General features: G+C 49.1%; 18 protein-coding genes. 7 read left to right on the top strand and 11 right to left on the bottom strand.

Annotation, left to right across the window (positions count from 1 at the left end):
* The first annotated feature begins 58 nt into the window (after window positions 1-58).
* Window positions 59-592 (top strand): inosine/xanthosine triphosphatase, encoded by a 534-nt coding sequence (gene yjjX, locus NH568_RS09600; RefSeq protein ID WP_253046531.1) that lies wholly within the window; start codon window positions 59-61, stop codon window positions 590-592.
* Entirely contained in the window at window positions 589-1,284 is a 696-nt protein-coding gene (gene yjjG / locus NH568_RS09595) for a pyrimidine 5'-nucleotidase (protein WP_253046529.1), read from the top strand. The genes yjjX and yjjG overlap by 4 nt, the downstream gene beginning before the upstream one ends.
* 31 nt (window positions 1,285-1,315) lie before the next feature.
* On the opposite strand, the gene rlmB is transcribed toward yjjG, so the two are convergent.
* The 3 genes from rlmB to NH568_RS09580 all read right to left on the bottom strand — a co-directional run bounded on the left by rlmB (window position 1,316) and on the right by NH568_RS09580 (window position 6,738).
* Window positions 1,316-2,056, bottom strand: a complete 741-nt coding sequence (gene rlmB / locus NH568_RS09590) for a 23S rRNA (guanosine(2251)-2'-O)-methyltransferase RlmB (RefSeq protein ID WP_253046527.1) — start codon at window positions 2,054-2,056, stop codon at window positions 1,316-1,318.
* 2 nt (window positions 2,057-2,058) lie between these two features.
* Entirely contained in the window at window positions 2,059-4,554 is a 2,496-nt protein-coding gene (gene rnr, locus NH568_RS09585) for a ribonuclease R (RefSeq protein ID WP_253046525.1), read from the bottom strand.
* Between the two features lie 84 nt (window positions 4,555-4,638).
* Window positions 4,639-6,738, bottom strand: a complete 2,100-nt coding sequence (locus NH568_RS09580; RefSeq protein ID WP_253046523.1) for an ATP-binding protein — start codon at window positions 6,736-6,738, stop codon at window positions 4,639-4,641.
* Between the two features lie 309 nt (window positions 6,739-7,047).
* Here NH568_RS09580 and NH568_RS09575 point away from each other — a divergent pair, with 309 nt between their 5' ends.
* From NH568_RS09575 to NH568_RS09565, 3 genes are all read left to right on the top strand, one after another.
* A complete protein-coding gene (locus NH568_RS09575) occupies window positions 7,048-7,911 on the top strand; it encodes a DMT family transporter (RefSeq protein WP_253046521.1) in 864 nt (287 codons plus the stop codon).
* Window positions 7,908-8,630, top strand: a complete 723-nt coding sequence (locus tag NH568_RS09570; protein WP_253046520.1) for a glycerophosphodiester phosphodiesterase family protein — start codon at window positions 7,908-7,910, stop codon at window positions 8,628-8,630. The genes NH568_RS09575 and NH568_RS09570 overlap by 4 nt, the downstream gene beginning before the upstream one ends.
* 132 nt (window positions 8,631-8,762) lie before the next feature.
* Window positions 8,763-9,968: a methyl-accepting chemotaxis protein gene (locus NH568_RS09565; protein ID WP_253046518.1), complete on the top strand. Its 1,206-nt coding sequence runs from the start codon at window positions 8,763-8,765 to the stop codon at window positions 9,966-9,968.
* A gap of 34 nt (window positions 9,969-10,002) precedes the next feature.
* Here the strand turns inward: NH568_RS09565 and epmA are convergent, their stop codons facing one another.
* Both epmA and efp read right to left on the bottom strand, forming a co-directional pair.
* Complete coding sequence (epmA, locus tag NH568_RS09560) at window positions 10,003-11,001, bottom strand: elongation factor P--(R)-beta-lysine ligase (protein WP_253046516.1); 999 nt, start codon at window positions 10,999-11,001, stop codon at window positions 10,003-10,005.
* A gap of 105 nt (window positions 11,002-11,106) precedes the next feature.
* On the bottom strand, window positions 11,107-11,673 hold the full coding sequence (gene efp, locus NH568_RS09555) for an elongation factor P (protein ID WP_253046514.1): 567 nt from the start codon (window positions 11,671-11,673) through the stop codon (window positions 11,107-11,109).
* 41 nt (window positions 11,674-11,714) lie between these two features.
* Between efp and epmB the strand changes: the two genes are divergently transcribed.
* On the top strand, window positions 11,715-12,734 hold the full coding sequence (gene epmB, locus NH568_RS09550; protein ID WP_253046512.1) for an EF-P beta-lysylation protein EpmB: 1,020 nt from the start codon (window positions 11,715-11,717) through the stop codon (window positions 12,732-12,734).
* Between the two features lie 54 nt (window positions 12,735-12,788).
* On the opposite strand, the gene NH568_RS09545 is transcribed toward epmB, so the two are convergent.
* A complete protein-coding gene (locus NH568_RS09545; RefSeq protein ID WP_040644570.1) occupies window positions 12,789-12,986 on the bottom strand; it encodes a hypothetical protein in 198 nt (65 codons plus the stop codon).
* A 72-nt stretch (window positions 12,987-13,058) separates the two neighbouring features.
* On the opposite strand from NH568_RS09545, the gene NH568_RS09540 reads away from it, so the two are divergent.
* Complete coding sequence (locus NH568_RS09540; protein ID WP_253046510.1) at window positions 13,059-13,352, top strand: prephenate dehydrogenase; 294 nt, start codon at window positions 13,059-13,061, stop codon at window positions 13,350-13,352.
* Window positions 13,353-13,416: 64 nt separating this feature from the next.
* Here the strand turns inward: NH568_RS09540 and NH568_RS09535 are convergent, their stop codons facing one another.
* The 5 genes from NH568_RS09535 to NH568_RS09515 form a co-directional block, all read right to left on the bottom strand.
* Entirely contained in the window at window positions 13,417-13,902 is a 486-nt protein-coding gene (locus tag NH568_RS09535) for a DUF3016 domain-containing protein (RefSeq protein WP_253046508.1), read from the bottom strand.
* A 164-nt stretch (window positions 13,903-14,066) separates the two neighbouring features.
* Window positions 14,067-17,123 (bottom strand): efflux RND transporter permease subunit, encoded by a 3,057-nt coding sequence (locus tag NH568_RS09530; RefSeq protein WP_253046506.1) that lies wholly within the window; start codon window positions 17,121-17,123, stop codon window positions 14,067-14,069.
* The gene (locus tag NH568_RS09525) at window positions 17,120-18,187 is read right to left on the bottom strand and encodes an efflux RND transporter periplasmic adaptor subunit (RefSeq protein ID WP_253046504.1); all 1,068 of its coding nucleotides are present in this window, start codon (window positions 18,185-18,187) and stop codon (window positions 17,120-17,122) included. The genes NH568_RS09530 and NH568_RS09525 overlap by 4 nt, the downstream gene beginning before the upstream one ends.
* A gap of 12 nt (window positions 18,188-18,199) precedes the next feature.
* Complete coding sequence (locus NH568_RS09520) at window positions 18,200-18,889, bottom strand: DUF3313 family protein (protein ID WP_253046502.1); 690 nt, start codon at window positions 18,887-18,889, stop codon at window positions 18,200-18,202.
* Between the two features lie 238 nt (window positions 18,890-19,127).
* On the bottom strand, window positions 19,128-21,038 hold the full coding sequence (locus NH568_RS09515; RefSeq protein WP_253046500.1) for an FAD-dependent oxidoreductase: 1,911 nt from the start codon (window positions 21,036-21,038) through the stop codon (window positions 19,128-19,130).
* Between the last annotated feature and the right edge of the window lie 19 nt (window positions 21,039-21,057).

Here is a 21,057-nt window from a genome sequence, read left to right as displayed (position 1 = left end):
ACCGCTTGCAGCCGTGCTATCACAGCCGTTACACTAGCGATTTTTCAGGGCATCGCAAATGGCAGTTATTAAGGTACTCGTCGGGTCAAAGAACCCGGTTAAGGTCAATGCCGCACGGCAGATATTTACGCAGTATTACCCGGATCACGATATCCAGTGTGAAGGCTTGCATGCCCCAAGTGGGGTCGCTGATCAGCCATTGGGAGAGCCTGACACTCTGTTAGGTGCACAAAATCGCGTGCATCACTTAGTTGACCACCACACAGCCGATTATTACTGCGCTATGGAGGGCGGTGCCCACCAGTTTGCTTACGGCCCCGCTACCTTTGCTTTTGTGGTGATATCTGACGGACTAAAGGAAAGTGTGGGTCGCAGCGCCAATCTGCCACTGCCGCAACGCATTTATGATGCATTGCTTGGCGGTGAAGAATTGGGCCATGTTATGGACCGTATGTTCGATACCGACAATATTAAACAAAAAGGTGGGGCAATTGGGTTACTGACCAATCACCTGGCGACCCGCGAAAGCGCTTATACCCAGGCCCTGCTGCTGGCTATGGCCCCCTTTAATCATGCAGAGCTGTATTCATGAAATATACCCATATTCTTTTCGATGCCGATGAGACCCTGTTCAGTTTCAATGCCTTTTTAGGTTTGAAAACCCTGTTTGCCCGCTACGGCGTGGACTTTAGTGAAGCCGATAATGAAGAATATCAGCGCATCAACAAACCGCTGTGGGTGCAATATCAAAACGGCGAAATCACAGCAAAAACACTACAAGTGACTCGATTTAAATTCTGGTCCGAACGCCTGAATGTGCCAGCTGAAACCCTCAATCTGGGCTTTTTGGAAGCCATGGCTGAGTTATGTAACCCGCTGCCAGGGGCAGCTGAATTGCTGCATGTCCTGCAAGGCAAAGCCACCCTGGCTATCATTACCAATGGCTTTACAGCCCTTCAGGAAAAACGCCTGGCACATACTGGATTTAAAGATTATTTTCATAGCATTGTCATCTCTGAGCAGGTAGGCGTCGCTAAACCCGACTCCAGAGTGTTTGAACATGCACTGTCATTACTGGGCAATCCGGATAAGTCACAGGTACTCATGGTTGGCGACACCCCCGCCAGTGACGTGCTGGGTGCCAACCGTTTTGGTATCGACAGCTGCTGGCTACGCCACCCTGGTGCCACTTGCCCGGCAGAGATCAGTCCGACCTACACAGTTGATACCCTGCCTCAACTACAGACGCTGCTGCTGGATTCAGAAACAAAAAAGGCAAGCTAAGCTTGCCTTTCTCATACGCCAGACCATGGGGCTACTGAGCATTTCGCTGACGCAGCACCTCAAACAGGCAAATGCCGGTGGCCACCGACACGTTCAGGCTGGACACTGTGCCTATCATTGGTATTTTCACTAAAACATCGCAATGTTCGCGAGTTAGCCGGCGCATACCATCACCTTCGGCTCCCATCACCACTGCAATAGGCCCTGTGAGACTGGCATCAAATAGTTCAGTCTCTGTTTCACCTGCGGTACCAACGACCCAGACACCCGCTTCTTTGATGTCTCTGAGGGTACGTGCCAGGTTGGTTACCTGAATAAGCGGCACTGTTTCTGCTGCTCCGCACGCAACCTTTCGGGCCGTGCCGTTTAGTTTTGCAGATTTATCTTTTGGCACGATTAACGCGTGTGCACCCGCGGCATCGGCACTACGTAAACAGGCCCCCAGGTTGTGTGGATCGGTAACGCCATCCAGTACCAAAAAGAATGGTGCAGACTCTCTGGCTAAGATCTCATCCAGATCGCGCTCATTGAGTGTTCTGGCGGCTTTCACATTGGCAATGATCCCCTGATGTTGCTCACCATTAGCTTTGTTATCCAGCGCCTTACGTTGCATAAACTGGACTGAAATACCGAACTTGCGTGCTTCATTGACTACCGCATTAAGGCGTTTGTCGTCCCGCCCTTTTAACGCATAGATCTCTAAAAAACGCTCTGGGGTGGTAGATAAAATGGCTTCAATGGAATGGAAACCATAGATTAATTCATTACTCAAAATTATGCTCCCGCACTCGATTTGTTTCTTTTACGCGCGTTTTTTCCCGGCCGCTTTGCCTTGGTCTTGCTGGCGCTTTTCTTGGCTTTCTTCTTAGAAGTCAAAATGGCAGCTTGTTTGGCTTTTTTAGCCTTGCCTTTGGGCGTGGTTTTCTTACTCTTTTTCGGCTTTTTCCCGTCACCTTTAACCGCTTTCGCGTCTTTATCGGCTTTGCTGTCTTTGCTGGCTTTGCCCGGGATCTTGCCGTCTTTCAGTTGTGCACGAACACTTTTAGCCGTGCTGTCTGTCGTTGTTTTACGACGCCGTCTGGCATAGCGATCCGGCACCGCTTCTTCTGCCAGGGCCAGATTGATGCGCCGCTCATCCAGGCTCACGGAATTTACCACCACACTCAGCTTGTCACCGAGTCTGAATACGCTGCGACTGTGCTCACCAATCAAGCAGTGTTTGGCACCATCAAAATGGAAATATTCGTGACCCAGATTGCTGACATGGATCATACCATCGATTTGCAGCTCATCGAGTCGTACAAACAGGCCAAAGTTAGTAACTGAGGAGATCACTCCGGTAAACTCATCACCGACATGATCCTGCATAAATTCGCACTTAAGCCAGTCTGCAACCTCGCGCGTGGCATCATCCGCACGACGCTCGGTCATTGAACACTGCTCACCCAGCTGGTCGGCCTCATCACTCTCATAAACGTAGGCACCCGACACCTGCTGCCCCTGCTCCGCCAAAATCCCTTTGATGGCACGATGCACCACCAGATCCGGGTAACGACGAATGGGTGACGTAAAGTGTGCATAGGCTTTCAGGGCCAGACCATAATGACCAATGTTGTCTGGCTGGTACACTGCCTGCTTCATCGAACGCAATAGCATTGTCTGGATAAGCTCTAGCTCGGGACGCTCCCCCAAACCTGCCAGTGCTTCAGTGATCTCTAACGGAGTTGGCTCATGGCCAAGAGTGCTCTCGATCCCTAGATCTTGCAAAAATAACCTAAACTGGCTGAGTTTTTCCGGATCGGGCTGGTCATGCACCCGATACAAGGCACTCGCTTCATGTTTTTCCAGCAAGCGTGCGGCCGACACATTCGCCAGGATCATACATTCTTCGATCAGCTTGTGCGCGTCATTACGCACCACGGGGACGATCGACTCAATCTTACGATGGGCATTGAAAACAAAGCGGGTTTCCAGGGTTTCGAACTCAATGGCACCACGGGCCTGACGCTCAGATTTCAGTGCCATATACATCTGGTGCAATTCGCTGATATGCGGGTACAGTTCACTATACTGCTCGCGCAATCCTTCATCGCCCTGCAACATCGCGTGGACTTTGGTGTAGGTCAGGCGGGCATGAGAATTCATAACGGCCTCATAAAACCGGTAGCCGGACAAACGCCCCGCTTCGGACACCGTCATTTCAGCCACCATGCACAAGCGATCCACCTGTGGATTCAAAGAGCACAGGCCATTGGACAACACTTTAGGCAGCATGGGGACCACCTGCTCAGGGAAATACACTGAGTTCCCCCGAGCAATGGCTTCTTTATCCAGTGCACTGCCTTTAGGTACATAGTGAGATACGTCAGCAATGGCAACCCACAGGCGCCAACCACCAGACTTTTTACGCTCGCAGTAAACTGCATCATCAAAATCCCGGGCATCTTCCCCATCTATGGTGAGCAGCGGCAGTTCACGTAAATCGACCCGACCAAGTTTATCGGGCTCGGCAACAAATTCGCCGTGTTCAGCGACCTGATCCAGCACCGCCTCTGGCCACTCATAGGGAATTTCATGATTGCGCAACGCCACTTCAATCTCCATACCCGGCGCCATATGATCGCCAAGTACTTCTGTGACTTTACCCACTGCATTCATTTGCTTACTGGGGCTTTGCGTGATCTCCACCTGGACCATCTGATTATGACGGGCGCCATTTTCGCTGCCAGGTAAAATGATAATGTCCTGAGTAATGCGCGGGTCTTCGGGCACAACCACGGCCATGCCATGCTCAACAAAAAAGCGCCCCACCAGCGGTGCACGTTCTTTTTCGAGCACGCGTACAATACGCGCATCCACTTTGCCACCGGAGCCACGGGAGCCAGCTTTCGCCAGCACCCAGTCACCGTGCAATACTCTGTCCATCTGATACTTAGTGATAAACCAGTCTTTGGCTTCCCCTTCTACTTCCAGAAAACCAAATCCGTCTCGATGCCCGATGACACGCCCTTTTACCAGGCCGTCTTCGGTTGGGATCACGTAACATTTAAACTTATTGAAAAACAACTGACCGTCACGTTCCATAGCCCTCAGGCGACGTTTAAACGCGATTTGCCGCTCATCTTCAAAGACCTTAAGGTCCTGACAGAGCTGATTGAAGTTAGTCTTGTTATTGCTTTTCTGAATATGGTCAAGAATAAACTCGCGGCTGGGCACCGGGTTGTCGTATTTTTCTTGTTCTCGGCTGAGATAAGGATCCTGTTTAGACATTCACTGAGTATGTAGAGAAGTTATACCTGTATTCTAACTCAAATCCTGCCAATGGCCCACCTAACCTTGCGCTTTTTCAAGCACTCAGGCATTCATGCGCTGGTGGCAGGATTGCAGAGCCGAGGCACTTTGCTTTGCAAACTGATGCAACGCAGACCAGTCAATGTCGCGCTCCTGAGCCGCACGCCGTCTGGTCTGGTGTAATGCCTGACGCAGCGCATACAACCCTAACTGTTCAACTTCGTGCTCCAGTTGTAATAATTTCTCACGTAAAGACTCATCGGCTTGAATATCAGCCAGACCCCGCAACTGAGCGAACTCGTAGTCCAGTCTGTCACTGAGGTACATTAAGCGAGAGGAAAATTCTGAGCGTTCGGTTGATTCACTTAACTGGCGCTCAACAAAGGCCAGGTCAACATAAGCCGCTTCTGTTGTAGCCAGACCACTACTGTTCTGTTGCACAATGCGCTCTAATGCCTGGCGCAATACGTTGATACGCAATGGCTTTTCCAGACAATCATAGATACCGGCCTGCTGATACGCCTGACGGGCTTGCTGATCCACATCGCCCGTCAGCGCCATAACAACCGCAGAGGCCAGGGCTGGCAGCTGATTACAGTTTGCCTGATACCACTCCAACCCATGGCCATCCGGCAAATGCATATCCAGCAATACCACATCAAAATAGCTGTGCGTCAGTTGTGCATGGGCCGCAGCAAGGTTCTCAACCAGGCAGTAAGAAAGGCCCAGATTATCGAGGTATCCGCGTACCACTTCCCGGTTCAGGTGGTTGTCTTCCACGACCAATACAGACACCTCCCCCAGTGACGTTGGTTTACTGTCTGCCACATCAAGTTGTTCAGCCAGTTCCGAATTGACCTGCATTTCAAAGAAGAATTCGCTGCCTTTATCAGGCTCGCTTTCGACTTCCAGGTCAACCCCCATGTTCTCCAGCAACTGCTTGCATAAAGCCAGACCCACCCCGGCACTGTCAGCAATAGCACGCGATGCCCCAAAGGTCACAAAGGGGTCAAACACTTTTTGTTGTTGAGCTGAGCTCAGTCCTATCCCGGTGTCTTTCACCGCAATGCGCAGCTGATGACGCGTCTGGCTAAGCGCATAGCCATAGACAATCAACTCCACCTCTCCACGCTCCGTATACTTGATGGCATTAGAGAGCAGATTCTTAATCACCAGTGTAAAAGGGTCTTTGTCCAGCATCACCTGTAAATTGGTATCAATACCTTGCATTGTCAGCGTCAGCTTCAAGTGCTTTTTCTCAGCAAGCGGTCTGAAAAACGTCATCAGCTCCTTAAGGTGATGTGCAAGATTGACTGGTTCAACGGTGGTGTTGGGCACAGTACCACGTGCCTGCAACAGAATTTGGTTAGCCAGATCGGACATCGACATGGATGTGGCAATAATCACATCACAAAACTGTGCATGCTGTTGTGGCTCACGTGGCGCACGTTTAAGCAACTCAGCATGCCCGACAATGGCATTTAAAGGTGTTCTGAGTTCATGACTTAGCAAAGTCAGAAAGCGTTCTTTATGCTGTGCTGCCAGCTCGGCACGATGGCGTAGCTCGTGGAGCTCTTTCTCACGCCGCCCACTACACAATAAACATAACGAGAAACACAAGATCAGAGGCATAACAATCACGGACACAGAGAAGAACTGATTCACCCAATTATTCGTCGTCAGGCTATCGTGCTGAGTATAATGATGGAGCATCAGCACCCGCACAGTAAAGACTGCAAACAGACACACACAGGATAAGGCGAAGGCCCAGTGCGCCGGAGAAAAACTCTGCCACTGACGCCGCTGGCCCAGCCATAGTGCCCGCAGGCATAAGAGCATACTCAATGCCCAGCCAAGATAATTGAGTATTACGCGGGCGATGAAGTTGGCATCAATATAAGTGTAGTACAGGTAGCCAGGAAAGAAGATGGCGCCAAGTAACCACCAGGGCCAGCTTAAACGCGGCACAGAAAAAAACGCTTCACTGCCCCGACTCAGGCAATACAAACCAATTAAGATCAGACTGTTTGGGATAAAAATGGTCCAGGTCACGGGCAAGGAAAAAGAAGCGATGAAAATACACCCCAGCGCAGTACAGAGTGAAAAGCCGGCCCATAATGCGGTACCCAGCAGGCGGCGATGAATGAACCAGTTGACCATCATAAACAACGCACACACGCACGAAGTTAAAGCCAGGATCTGTAAAAGTTGTTTAGGATCGCCCATACCGCATTAAACATCGTCAAAAAGAACTACTAGTATAGTATTAATTTTGTGCTGGCAGGAAGCAAAATCTAATCCACACGGCATTACACGAGATTACACCTAACCCTTTTATCCTATAAAATATCAATGAAATCAGGTTTTACACTGCATGAGTGTGTGCATTGTCCAGAGTATCGTGTTTTGTCATTGTGCTTTAGTGACATCTGTTTACCATGGTAAGCTGATGAAAAACATACCGAGTTCGCTATGCGCCCCGAACAATCTTCATTAGTTAATTTACATCTGGCTGTACTGCTGTTCGGTGGTACCGCGTTATTTTCTAAGTTAATCTCCCTCTCAGCGCTGGATATTACGGTCTATCGTACCGCCGTCGCTTTCATCACACTGGCATGTATACTCGCCTTCAAAGGCAGTGTATTTAAGCTCAATGCGGCAAAAGATTATGCCATAGTGGTACTGCTGGGTATTTGCGTCGGACTGCACTGGGTGACGTATTTTGCCGCCATGCAAATGGCTGGGATCGCTGTGGGCGTGATTGCGTTTTTTACCTACCCAGTGATCACTGTTCTGCTTGAGCCGCTATTTTTCCGCGGTCGCCTGAAGCGCAAAGATGTGTTTACAGCTATCGTGGTGATGTTGGGCATTTATTTGCTTGTGCCATCGAGCGATCCCGGAAACCAAGTCACGTTGGGTATACTCACAGGGGTCATTTCCGGGGTCTTATTTGCACTGCGAAATCTGCTGCAAAAAAAGTTGTTTTCCAGCTATGGCGGGCCACATACTATGTTTTATCAAACCCTGATAGCCGCCCTGATGCTGTGTGCTTTTGTTGAGGTTCCACCGACAGAATTAAGCGAGGATAACCTCATTCTGATCGTACTGGCAGGCTGTGTCTTTACGGCGATCCCGCATGCTTTATTTGCGTCCAGTTTACGTTACTTATCAGCGACAACCGCAGGGCTGATTTCTTGCTTACAACCCTTGTACGCAACAGTGTTGGCTTATATGCTGTTGGCAGAAACCATAACTCTAACCACCCTGGCAGGGGGCGTCCTGGTTGTCAGTGCAGCCTGCTATGAAACGTGGTCGATCACAAGGAATAAGCTATGATCCAGGTTTTTGCACACCGAGGTGCCAGTGGAAACTATCCGGAAAACTCACTCAGCGCCATTCAGGCGGCACTGGAGGTGGGGGTCGACGGCGTAGAGCTCGATGTGCAAAGTTGCCTGGATGATTACGCCATTATTCATGATACCTGGCTGGATCGCACCACCAATGGGCGGGGTAAAGTCAATGAAACCAGTCGTGAGGCTTTGTCTCAGCTCAAGCTCAGTAATAACGAGCCTGTGCCTACACTGCAACAAGTGCTGGATACCATTGGCCAGCAAACCACTATAAATCTGGAGCTCAAACACACGTTCAGTCTGGATAAGTTTGTAGCAACCGTAGAAGACAATGTGCAGCGTGGTGTGATAACCAGAAACCAGCTATTGCTGTCGTCATTTGACCACCACCAGTTGCTGTGGCTCAAACAGAAATTGCCCTGGGTAAGGATTGGCGCACTGACGGCGTCAATTCCGCTTACTTATGCGCAGTTTGCTCAGCAACTTCATGCACAAAGCATTCATATTGATAAAAACTTCATTAACCATGAGTTTGTTCAGGATGCCAAACAACGCGGCCTTAAAGTTCTGGCTTACACCGTCGATAAAGCCAAAGACATTGAATTAATGTTAGATTATGGTGTAGACGGCATATTCAGTAATTATCCTTGTTACGCCAAAATGGTGATCCAGCAACAGCTTAACCATTCGTCTCAGGCCAATTGACAGGGTAGACAACTCACCGGATTATGCCGCTGACTAAAATAATTTGCTTAACCTGTAAACAGTTGCACCTGCCGGGTTTACTCTATACTGTATGCTAAAAGGCACAGTGAAGAGCCAAATATGAGTTTATACATGCGCATATATAATTTGATCGAAGAATCTTTGTTCTTCACCCTCACCCGTAAGATTTTTGGCAATCTGGGGTTTTTATTAGTTTTTCAAATCGTCACCTTGCTATGGCTACACGGTGAGCTGACTGAACACGGGGGATCTACCGGGATATTCTGGTTGCTTGCGTTGATCTCAGTCGGTGCGTTTATCTTCACCTTTTTCTATATGCGCTACCTCATTGTGCGGCCCGTGCAAGCCATGCGAGATACACTGGAACAGATCAATCGTCAGGACGGCGATCTGGATGCCAGACTGCCCCAGTTTACCTACGATGAATTTCGCGACCTCAGTGAGCAGTACAATACCTTTACGCAGCATCTGAGTGAGTTGCTGGCTGCCACCTATCAAAGTGCAGAGGCTGCGAACCGCAGTAATCAGCAGGTTACCGACTCTATGAAGCAAACCGCCTTGCTGGGTGGCCAACAGATAGATCAAGGTGACACCATTATCGCTGCCAGCGATCAAGTCACACATAGCCTGCAAAGCATAGTGCACAATACCGACCAGGTGTATCAGGCCAATACCGAAAGCCTGCACTTTGTCCGCGGCTCGTCACAGTCACTGGCCACTTTGGTCAAAGAAGTGCAGCAAATTACCCATCTGCTGGGTAGCTTTTCTTCAACTGTCGCAGGGTTGAAAGAGAACAGCGAAAATATTCGCAGCATTTTGAAAATGGTCGAAGAGTTTTCCGATCAGACCAATCTGCTGGCGCTGAATGCCGCCATTGAAGCTGCACGGGCCGGTGAAGCCGGCCGTGGCTTTGCGGTGGTGGCCGATGAAGTTCGCAACCTGTCGGTTAAGGTCAACGACGCGACCCGTCAGATCAGTGATTTTATCAACCAAATGGATGTGCTAGTGGGAGAAACGCATCAGGAGTCAGAACAGCTGATAGATCACTCCAGTTCCGCCGAGCAAGCCATTCGCACTACCTCACAGGGGTTTGCCGATATGTCTGAGGACTTTGAGCGTAACCAGTCACAACTCGAAGAAATCGTCAGTGCTGTGCATCAGCTGGAATCGACACAGCAACATACCCATGGCTCCGTACAACGGATTGTAGAGTTAGGACAGTCGGCCAAAGCACAGATAGATGCGGCCCTGGCGGACTGTCAGGATGCACAGCAACGCTCCACCAAGACGCAACAAGAGTTAAAACGCTTTGTGTAGGGCCAGCGCTCTGGCCCTGAAGAACACCTTTGCCTCAAGCTCTGTCTATATCAAACGCAATGACTTCTTTTAATTGCGTTTTACCAGTTGCCAGCATCACCAGCCGGTCGACGCCCAATGCGACCCCGGCACAAGCTGGCAAACCTTGTGCTAATGCCGCCAAAAAGCGCGTGTCTTTGGCCACCGGTGCCAGCCCCATTGCTGTGCGCAGTGCGTTGTCCTCATCAAACCGGGCGCTCTGCTCAACCGCATCCGTCAGCTCATTAAAGCCATTGGCCAGCTCCATACCACGATAGTACAACTCAAACCGCCCCGCGACTCTCGAGTCGTCGGCGTTGAGTTGAGCCAGTGCAGCCTGCGAGGCCGGAAAGTGATAGACAAAGCACGGTGCCTGCTGGCCAATTAACGGCTCAATCTCCATACAGAACAGAAGTTGCAGCAGCGTATCGCGATGTTGCTCTTGTTCTGCAATGTGCTCATGGCCACGCTGACAAGCCAAATGCCTGAGGTCATTCAGCGACGCTGTGAGCGGATCTATACCCAGATGCTGAATAAAGGCCTGCTGGTAGCTCAACGATTCGGCTTTGGGACAGCCCAAAATAGTTTGCATCAAGGCATCCACCTCAGCCATCAGTGCAAACTCATCATATCCGGGGCGGTACCACTCCAGCATAGTAAATTCAGGATTGTGGTGGCGACCTGACTCTTCATTACGAAAGGCTTTACCAATCTGGTAAATTGGCCCACTCCCTGCGGCCACTAAGCGCTTCATGGCAAACTCTGGCGACGTCTGCAGATATAACGGCGTACCCGCTGCATGACCGGGTCCGACAAACATGGTCGAAAAAGTCGCAAGGTGAACATCCGTGACTGACGCCTGTGCCAGGCTTGGTGTTTCCACTTCTAACACGTCACGTTCTGCAAAGAACATTCGGATTTTTGCGACGATCGCAGCACGCTGGCGTAAGGTATCTATGCTGGCACTGGGTGCCCATAAACACTCAGATGCCGGGTCTGATATTGCATGACTCATAATGACTCCAGACAAAAAAATCCCGGCTGCTGCCGGGATCCGTTTAACTATGTGCTTTAGCAGTTCACCTAATACTTGGGCAAACTGATTGTAAAGCGGGTTGGGTTACTTAACCCGGCTGACGTATTCACCGCTGCGCGTATCGACTTTGATCACTTCGCCAATTTGCACAAACAGAGGAACACGTACAACGGCTCCTGTGCTCAAAGTCGCAGGCTTACCACCAGTACCCGCAGTGTCACCTTTCAAACCAGGATCTGTTTCAGTGATCTCCAGTTCTACGAAGTTAGGTGGTGTCACAGCGATTGGGTTACCATTCCACAGTGTGATGGTACATACATCGTTTTCAACCAGCCACTTCACGCTGTCGCCCAATGCTTTTTCATCGGCAGCGATCTGCTCGAAGGTCTCATTGTTCATAAAGTGCCAGAACTCGCCATCTGTATACAGATAAGCCAGATCTGTGTCCATGACGTCCGCACCTTCAACCGATTCGCCAGACTTAAAAGTTTTCTCTAAAACTTTACCTGAGATCAGCTTACGGATCTTAACGCGGTTAAACGCCTGGCCCTTGCCGGGCTTGACCACTTCATTTTCCAGGATGGAGCAAGGCTCTCCATCGATCATAATTTTTAGGCCGCCCTTGAATTCGTTGGTGCTATAATTCGCCATCGTATCCTCTAATCTTTGTATTTCGAGTAATAAACCCGCTAATGATACAAATAAATGAAGTAAATTTGCATACTAACTGGCAAAAAGAATTGGCGAATGTCGTCACCAGTGCCGATGAACTGCTCAAACTGGTTGGTCTGGAGGGCCACTTCAGCGAACAGGATTTAGCCGCTAAGCGCTTGTTTCCACTTAGGGTTCCACGTCCATTCATTGCAAAAATGCGCTATGGGGATGCTCAGGATCCACTGTTGCTGCAGGTGCTGCCTCAGCACCAGGAATTCTTGGCTAAAACCGGATTTAACAAAGATCCCCTCGACGAACAACAGGCAGCACTGCCTGGCTTGCTACATAAATACCGTTCCAGAGTGTTGTTGATGCTTAAAACCGGCTGCGCTGTTAACTGCCGCTATTGTTTTCGTCGACACTTTCCCTACCAGGATAATCAACTCAATAAGCGTACTTTACACACAGTCTTCGACTACCTGAAGGCGCATCCCGAGATTAATGAGGTCATTCTGAGTGGCGGAGATCCGCTGATGGCCAAGGACGACATGCTTGCCTGGCTGCTTGAGCACCTCGAAGCCATTCCACACCTCAGGCGCCTTAGAGTACACACACGCTTACCTGTGGTGATCCCAGCCAGAATCACAGACAGCTTATGCGATATACTGAGTCATAGTCGCCTGAAGCCCGTTCTGGTAAACCATATTAATCATGCCAATGAAATCGATGTACACTTTTCCGTAGCAATGCAAAAGCTCAAACGAGCCGGCGTTATGCTGTTAAATCAGGCGGTATTACTCAAAGGGATTAATGACAGCCTGATTGCTCAACAAGCACTGAGCGAAGCCTTGTTTGACGCGGACATAATCCCTTACTACCTGCACTTATTGGATAAAGTAGAAGGAGCGAGTCATTTTGACGTCACGGAACAAGAGGCCATTACGCTGATGCATGGATTACTGGATGCGTTACCAGGCTTTTTGGTCCCCAAGCTGGTAAGAGAAATCGGCGGCCAACCTAGTAAGACGCCGATTGATTTGGGACTGAGCCCGACCTGATACCACACGCAAGCAAAGGTTTGCGAATTCAGGTTAGGCACAGCATATCAATGCCTACACGTAGACGTTGATATTATTGCCCATGGTGGCCGTAGTTGATTTTGCTGGAGCTGAATTTCCAGCAGACTCAATTAAGGCCAGGGCGGCTTGTCCATCTGCTTTTTGCTGTTTTTTGGCTAGTTGTGCGCTCATTACTTCGCCACTTTGCCCCGTCCCAGACATAGCAGGTAGGTTACTTCCGGATATATTCATAAGCTTATACCTGACAAGATTGATGGATCCAAGTACAATATCGGCCAGTTCACATAAGTCTTTAGGAAAAATATGCAGACCGTTATCGAAAAGCTGAATGAAAATCTAAAACTTGTTTACCGTCAAGCACTTGATGCCGATAAAAAATTAGACGAACTACAGCAACAAGGTCACGGAAAATTCCAGGCATTATTTGCCGAAGACGCCGGTTTTGATTTTGCTGCCAAGCGCTTCAAGCCTTACGTGCTGGATGTTGCCGCTGATGTCGAAGCACTCAGCCAGTCAGAGCAATTAGACGAAGCGCAACTTAAAAAAGCGGTTTTTAAACTCCAACAGCTAATTCAGCTATTGGCAACATTTAAGTAGTGCGCGCCATCAAACACAGCCGGGTCAGCTAACCCGGCAAAATGCCCTAATCCATGACTCAGAATTACCCCTTCAATTTGTCTGCGATTTTTTCTTTGTACCAAGTGCTTAACAGCCGCTTATCATAGTAAAATTCACTGTCTCGCCCGGTTCTTACCCGATCCATAAACGACAGGTCTTTAAGCACCATTTCCTCAGCCTGCGCGACCACAGCACCTGTGTTATCGGTCAGTGTGTAACTGATTTTCAGGCGTGGAAAGAAAATCGGCTTAACAATGCGAATATCATGCATGTTAAAACGTACATCGCCAGCTAAGTCAATATCATCAAAAGTAATATCAAGTTGGTAACCCTGCGGCGCATCCGTCATCAACTTGCCAAGGTGTTTCTCAAATTGAGAGGCGATCCGCTTGTGATAACCCGCTTTGCTCTCATTGGCTGGCACCACATCACGATACTCTTTAAAATCCCGCCAGGTGACATTTGTTTCACCAGCCAGTGTAGTCAGAGGACTCAGGCAAACCAGCGTGATTGCATATAGATATTTCATGGTCTTCTCCTCATGGTTGCTCACCCATCTGCGGTCACATTAACCAAGCCGCATTCACTGTTTAATCATCTGCATTTTTTGCTGAACGCGCAATGAAAGGTAACATTTGACGACAAATTGATACCAATCCACTGACTTTAGCAGATTGGTATCGACGGCCCATGCTACGCCTTCACCGAAATACGGTACAGCAACGCATATAAAACGGGCACAACACCTAATGTCAGTATAGTTGAAAACAGCAGGCCGCCCATAATCGCCAGTGCCATCGGCTCCCACATTTCGCCGCCCCCCAGATACAGTGGTACTAAACCCAATACGGTGGTTGCAGTGGTCAACAGAATTGGCCGCATCCGCTGTTGCGCAGCCTGAATAATGGCCAGTACCGGTTCGCCGCCCTGATCTAACTCATACTTAATTCGCTCCAGTAACACAATTGCATTGTTGATCACTATGCCTGCCAAAGAGATGATCCCAAGCAGGGTCATAAAGCCAAAGAAAGATTGCCCTACCAGTAGTCCGGCAACCACTCCGATAAAGCCAAGCGGTACGGTCGTCAATACTATGGCCGACTTACGTAACGAATTAAACTGACCAACCAGCAGGATAACTATGATAAATACTGCAATAGGCATTTTCTCTGCAATGGACTGGTTTGCCTTACCTGACGACTCTGCTTCCCCCCCCAGTTCATAGCTGTAGCCAAATGGCCAGGTTTTTTGCTGCTCATTCAACCAGGGGATCAACTTAGAAAAGCCCTCGTCTGCGGTGATTCCGTCCAGCTGAGCGCCCACAGTCACAGACTTGAGGCGGTCACGCCTGAGGATTTGTGCGTTTTCCCATACCACTTCGATATCTGCAACCTGCTTAAGTGGCACTGACTTACCCGATGCCTGGGAATAAACGACCATGGCTTCAAGTTTGCCAATGTCCTGTCTGTCAGCAGCCACAGAGCGCAGTGTCACCGGAATAAGTTCATCTCCCTCGCGATATCGCGTTAACTCCAGCCCACTGAGCCCGGTTTGCAATGAACTGGCAATATCCTTACTGGATACGCCAGCGCGCCGGGCACGAGTCTGATTAATTTTAATCTGCAGCTTTTTAATGGGTAATCCCCAGTCATCACTCACAGCCTTTAACCCCTCAGTGTTACGCATCTGCGTTTTCAGCTCATTCACCAGCCCTGTCAGAACATGAATGTCATTACCTGACAGCCTCACTTCAACCGGGTTTTCTATGGGTGAGCCGTTTTCGATTTTGCGCTGTTTGATAAGCAAATCGGGGTGTCGTTGCAGGGCATAAGTCTCTATCTTCTCCATAAGTTCGTCTATATGACGATAAGAAGTTGTTGAGACTATCATCAAAGCATAATTCGAGCTGGTTGGTTCTGGCGTATGCGTTAACAAAAACCTCGGCCCGCCATTACCCACGTAACTTACCCAGTTGGTAACCCCTTTTTCACGGCTCTCATTCACTTTGAGATCGCGAAGTAAGAACGCTTCCATGTCTTTGACCATAGCTTCTGTTGCACTCAGGCGCGTGCCAATCGGCAGCTCCAGCTCAACCTTAAAATAATCCCGATCAGACGGTGGGAAAAATAACTTAGGCACCAGCTGCAGGCCCTGTAGTGCAATGAAAAACATCAGGACACAGCCACCAACTGTCATCCAGCGATACTTAATCAGTCCCATCAGGATTTTCTTGTAGGTTAAGTACACCCCGCTGTCGTAATTGGCTGCCTCAGATTTTACTCGGGTAAACAGCACACAGAGCATAGGGATCATGGTCATTGCCAGCAACCAGGAGCACAGTAGCGTGATGGTAACCACTTTAAACAAAGACGCGGTGTACTCACCTGTGGCTGATTCCGCCAGAAAAATAGGTAAAAATGCCGCCCCCGTTGTCAGTGAAGAAACCAGCAAAGGGACTTTCAACTCTTCAGCCGAGTCGACTGCGGCATCGACGGCAGACTTACCTCGCTCCATCTGTACCATAATGCTTTCTGACATCACAATACCGTTGTCCACCAGCATTCCTAACGCAATGATCAGTGCCGCCAGAGAAATTTGATCTATGCTGATGTCAAAAAACGACATAGCAAGTATGCCGAAAACCATACTCATCGGGATCAAGCTGGCCACAATCAAACCGGTTCTCAGTCCTAAGCTGAACAACATCACGATCGTGACTACCAGTACCGCCTGGATAAGATTTGATACAAAGTCATCGACTTTCTGCTCAACTTCTCGCGGTAAAAAAGACAATAGCTCGAAGTCGACACCTATCGGATACACAGACTCCAGATAATGAATTGCGTTGAGTACTTGCTCACCCAATAGCAAGTTATTACCGCCATGGCGCATTGAAATGGCAATGGTCATACCTTGTCTGTCTGCGACCCGTACCTTCACTTTGGCCGGATCGACATAATCTCGATACACCCTGGCGATATCACTGAGCAAAATGACCTGCTCAGAGCCGGCGATATTAATAATGGTACCGGCAATGTCCTCTACCGACTCAAAATTACCGCTGGGCTCCAGTGCCAGTGTTTCATCGTCAATAAAGATTGAGCCACCCGGATTCACAATATTACGAGCTGCCAGTTGATCTTTCAGTTGCCCTGGCGAAATCCCCAGCGATGCCAGTTTGGCATTTTCAAATTCAATAAAGACGCGCTGTTCCTGGGCGCCAAAAATATCCACTTTGGCTGCTTCAGGGAGTCGTAACAGTTCATCTCTGACCTGTTCAGCCACTTCCTCCATTTCCCGATAGGAATACCCCTCAGCGGTCAGTCCTATGACAACCCCAAACACATCGCCAAATTCGTCATTCACTATGGGCTTTTGCGCGTCACTGGGGAGATCGTTTTCGACGGTTTCAATCTTACGACGCAGATTGTCCCAGATTGGCCGCATTGCTTTATAGCTTTCTTTGATGTTTACGCTAACGATCGAGACACCCGTTTTCGAGGTGCTTTTTACAAAATCCAGTTCTGGAATTTGTTGCACAACCTTTTCAATTTTATCGGTAACCAGCTCTTCGACTCGCTGTGGGCTTGCGCCGGGAAAGTAGGTAACAACCTGGGCTGTTCTGATGATGAATCCGGGGTCGTAATCTTTGGGCATTTTATTAAACGCCACTACACCAAAGAAGACCAAGGCAAAAATCAGAACCCACGTTGTGCGATTATTTTCTAACGCTAAACGGGTAATGTTCACTCACGACCTCCCTGGAATTTCACGACTTGCTGATCCGTCACTTTGCTCATACCAGCGGTGACCACATGAGCACCCGCAGTGACGCCGGAGATAACCGGAAAGCCCAGCGAAGATACTTCGCCGATCTGCACTGGCGTTTTACTTATTTTGCCTTTTCCTTCACCAAGCGATGATACCGTCCAGACATAATGCCCTTGTTCATCTTTCAACACTGTAGATAAGGGTAAATACAGGCGAGAACGCGCTTCGCTTGGTGCGCTGGCCATCACTTTTGCCGTCATGCCCGGCAAAATATTGTATCCAGGAGGAGGGAGCATCCCTAGTGTCACTTCGTAGGTTTTCGTCACCTCGTCAGCTTGTGTACTCACCTCGACAAACTCCAGTTCAAAGCGTTTACCCTCAATCGCAGCAAACTCTGCAAACACCTGCTTTGGCGTGTCTTTACTGACATGGATCATCAGGCTTTCCGGCACATTCACCTTCAAATTGATGTGCTCTATATCCTGTAATGTCGCCACCACTTGTTTGGCCTGCACTTCCTCAAACTGCTCCACATGTGTCCGTGCCACGATCCCCGAAAAAGACGCCTTCAGCTGTGTATACTCGAGGTTGTTCCTGGCATTGGCCAACTTAGTTTTGGCACTGGCAAACTGCGACTTCAGCAAGTCATAGTCAGACTGACTGATGGTGCCTGTTACAATCAACTGCTTACCACGTTCAAAATCGGCTTCCGCTTTCTCAAATGACGCCTGCGCTTCTTCCACTGCCAATTTATAGTCAGTATCATCCAGTTTCGCTATCACATCTCCTTTGGTGACTTCCTGGCCTTGTTTCACATTCAGGAGGGTTAGCTCACCAGATACTTTAAACGATAAATCAGCCGTGCTGGCTGCATCTACCACTGCCGGAAATTCCTGTAACGGTCCGAAATTATTAACACTGAGCTCAATGGTTCTGACTGGCCTCAATTGTGGCGCTTTGTCAGCCGTGGTCTGTTGTTCAGAACACGCGGACAGGTATGTCGTCATGGCAACGACTAAAAGGAAGGTGTGCTTTCTTATCATAGGTGATCACCGCTATATCATTTTTGATTTACTGATTGCTGTTACGAAGTTATCTATCCAGATATCGAGTACCGCTTTAACAGCCTGTGTATTTTCTTCGCCATTTTGCTTAAGAACTGACTCCACCTCTTTATGTGCAGACATCATCAGCACAGGTTCTGTGCTTTCTCCCAGGTAAAACATGCTTTCCAAAGACACTGAGGTCACAATTTCTGATTGCTCCGTTGCCATCAGATAGGCACTTTTTCCCGCACTATAAACCAGACGGATTGGAATAAAGTCGCGTACTTCCATTGCTGTTTCCGTGAACTCAATTTGGGTAAACGCACCGCGAATTGTCAGTACGTCAGAATTGCGGCTCTGCGGTTGCTCAAGCACAACCCGATAATAGGGCGACAGCTTTTTCTGCAATTGGCTTTGCATATAGACACTTAATTTCGCTAAATGTCTTGGACTCAGTGCCATTTTTCTTTGTTCATCAAGTTGCAGCCAAATTTCAAAGTGAGGCAGGTAAATGGTACGCACCTTCTCCAGCGCACCGCTTTTAAGTAACTCCGATACGTACAGGGCTGTATCAGGGTATGTCTCTGAGGGTGCTAAACGCTGATAATCAGGTAAAAACCCTGACTGGGTTGTCTTTTGAGTACTGCTACAGCCTGTCATGAACAGGGCCAGAAAAAACCATAAGATGATACAACGCATCGTCAAATCTCCATTTGATATTCAGTCCGCAATTCATACATCAGTTCAATGCAACAGTCTGATCTAACGTGTTAATTGATGTATTCACATCGGCATTCAAAGTCTTCTATAAAAATAGCAGCCTTTTGCTTAGGTGCAGCAACATTTCCCCATCAAGACACCATTTATTCAGCAGAAGTGCTGACAATACATAGATCCAGAAGTGGCGTCTGTTGCGCCACTTCTGCTTTTTATACCGCTAAACGCCTTCAACCATAAGACGTGTATCCGGCAGACATGCCAGGTGCGGAATGGCCAGATCCGGACGTTCCATGCGGTTCAACGCGTTCAGTGCCGCGGCAATAGCGCCCTCTTGCCAACCCGGTAATGACGACAGCTGGTCACCCACGATAAAGAAGTTTGGCTGGGTTTGTGCTCCCTCAGAGGTCGTCACTGAACTCCCCTGCGTCAACACGTTAAAGTGGTGCACAGCCTGATCACCAACGACATGCCATTGGGCCCAGCCCCCTTTAATATAGGGCATGTTTTGCCAGGCAATCGCCAGACCATGCTCCAGACCATCACCAAATGCGTGACCAAATAACTTGGCACCTTCACGTGCTTTGTCCAGACGCGCCTGAACTGGTAATTTACCCCACTCATAAGCAATTTCAGAGAAGTTATAAGCCCCGGTAAGTACGCCTTTTTGATCATGATAAGCCGTTGAAGGATACCAGATCTGAGTAATATCATTGTCTGTCCATGAAATCCCACCGAAAATGGGGACCACGCCAATTTCGGAATCTGGCACGCTCAGGACATCCACATTAGCACTATCATCATGAACTTCCTGAACCTGACTACCCTGCCACAAGTAACGGTCTGCCTGCCAGCCCACTTTGGTGGTACAGGCCAGAAACTTAGCCTGATAACCGCCTTGATCATCGATAAACTGCGACTGGTATACCGCCTGTAGTGCGGACTTAAACTCGCCATTGAGGCCCACTTTGCTGTTTGGATCCTGAAGCGTCTCTGACAGTATTTCTTTTAAGAAAGGGATCGCCATATTGCTAAAGCAATAGTCAGCATACACAACATCAACATCTTGGGTGCCTATTTTGGCAATAGAGATTGCAAACTGCTGACGTGATGCGTCCCAGTCTATATGCTTGACCGGACTATTGAGTAATATGGTACCACCGAGTGCGGCGACCTGTTGCGCGAATGCATGCTGAACCTGATCCATGCCCCCTACCGGCTGAAACAACGTTGCCTGCCAGAGAAAATCAACGGGCTGATAAAAACGCGTCTTATCCCAAAACTCTGAGCCCAGCAAGCTATCAAAACTCAAAGGTTCAGCTATCGTGCCGGCATCCACACCTGGCAGTTCAGTATAACCTGCCCGGGAGCGGCCATTCTCCATACCATCCTGACCGGCGGTGACCACGTACTTGCCCATATTCGGGCCACTCGGGACTAGCTCTCCAAAGCTGATCATAAGCTCCCTAAGCTGCTCAGCGCGGCGCTGCACATCTTGCGCGCCGACCCCACACTCTGTGGTCTTGATCAACTGCTCAGCGTTTTCAAATACCATTTGTGCCAGCCAGCCACGCGTATTATGGTCAAGGCGTCGGTATACCAGCGGCAGACCCGCAAAACTATCCGACATCTGAACCAGGTTTGATTCACTGTTCATCACGTAAACTTCCACATCTACACTGAACTGTTTGAGGTATGACAGCAGACGTTTATGGCTCGAGGGGATCCGCCCCGGACCGGCATTCAGGTAAGGTTCCGCGTCACCCTGTGGTCTGTCAAAACGGACCACCTGAGGCTGGCCCGGTTTGGAATTAAATAACTGGCTGTCGACATCTTCTATTAACGTGTCCCCTGTACGCAGGCTCAAACAGCGACCTCCTGTGCGGCTTTGCGCTTCTAACACAGTGACCTCCATACCCGACTGTTGTGCTAACAACTCATAGGCAGTCGTTAGCCCGGACACGCCTGCACCGATGATCACGGCTTTTTTGCCCTGATATTTATTTTTGGTCAGAGTAACGGGGCCCGGAGTGACCTTAAGTTGCTGATTGGTTGCATCATCCAATGCGGCATGTGCTCTGGCTTTGGGATGCTGTTGAAAAAAACGTGCGCGTGATTGGTGTTCTGCCATGAGTTGCTCCTTAAAAAAA

It is taken from the genome of Pseudoalteromonas sp. XMcav2-N, assembly GCF_024124545.1.
In the GTDB taxonomy this organism is placed as follows: Bacteria; Pseudomonadota; Gammaproteobacteria; order Enterobacterales; family Alteromonadaceae; genus Pseudoalteromonas.
The sequence above is the reverse complement of the archived record's forward strand: the minus strand, read 5'-3'. Positions and strand labels throughout refer to the sequence as shown.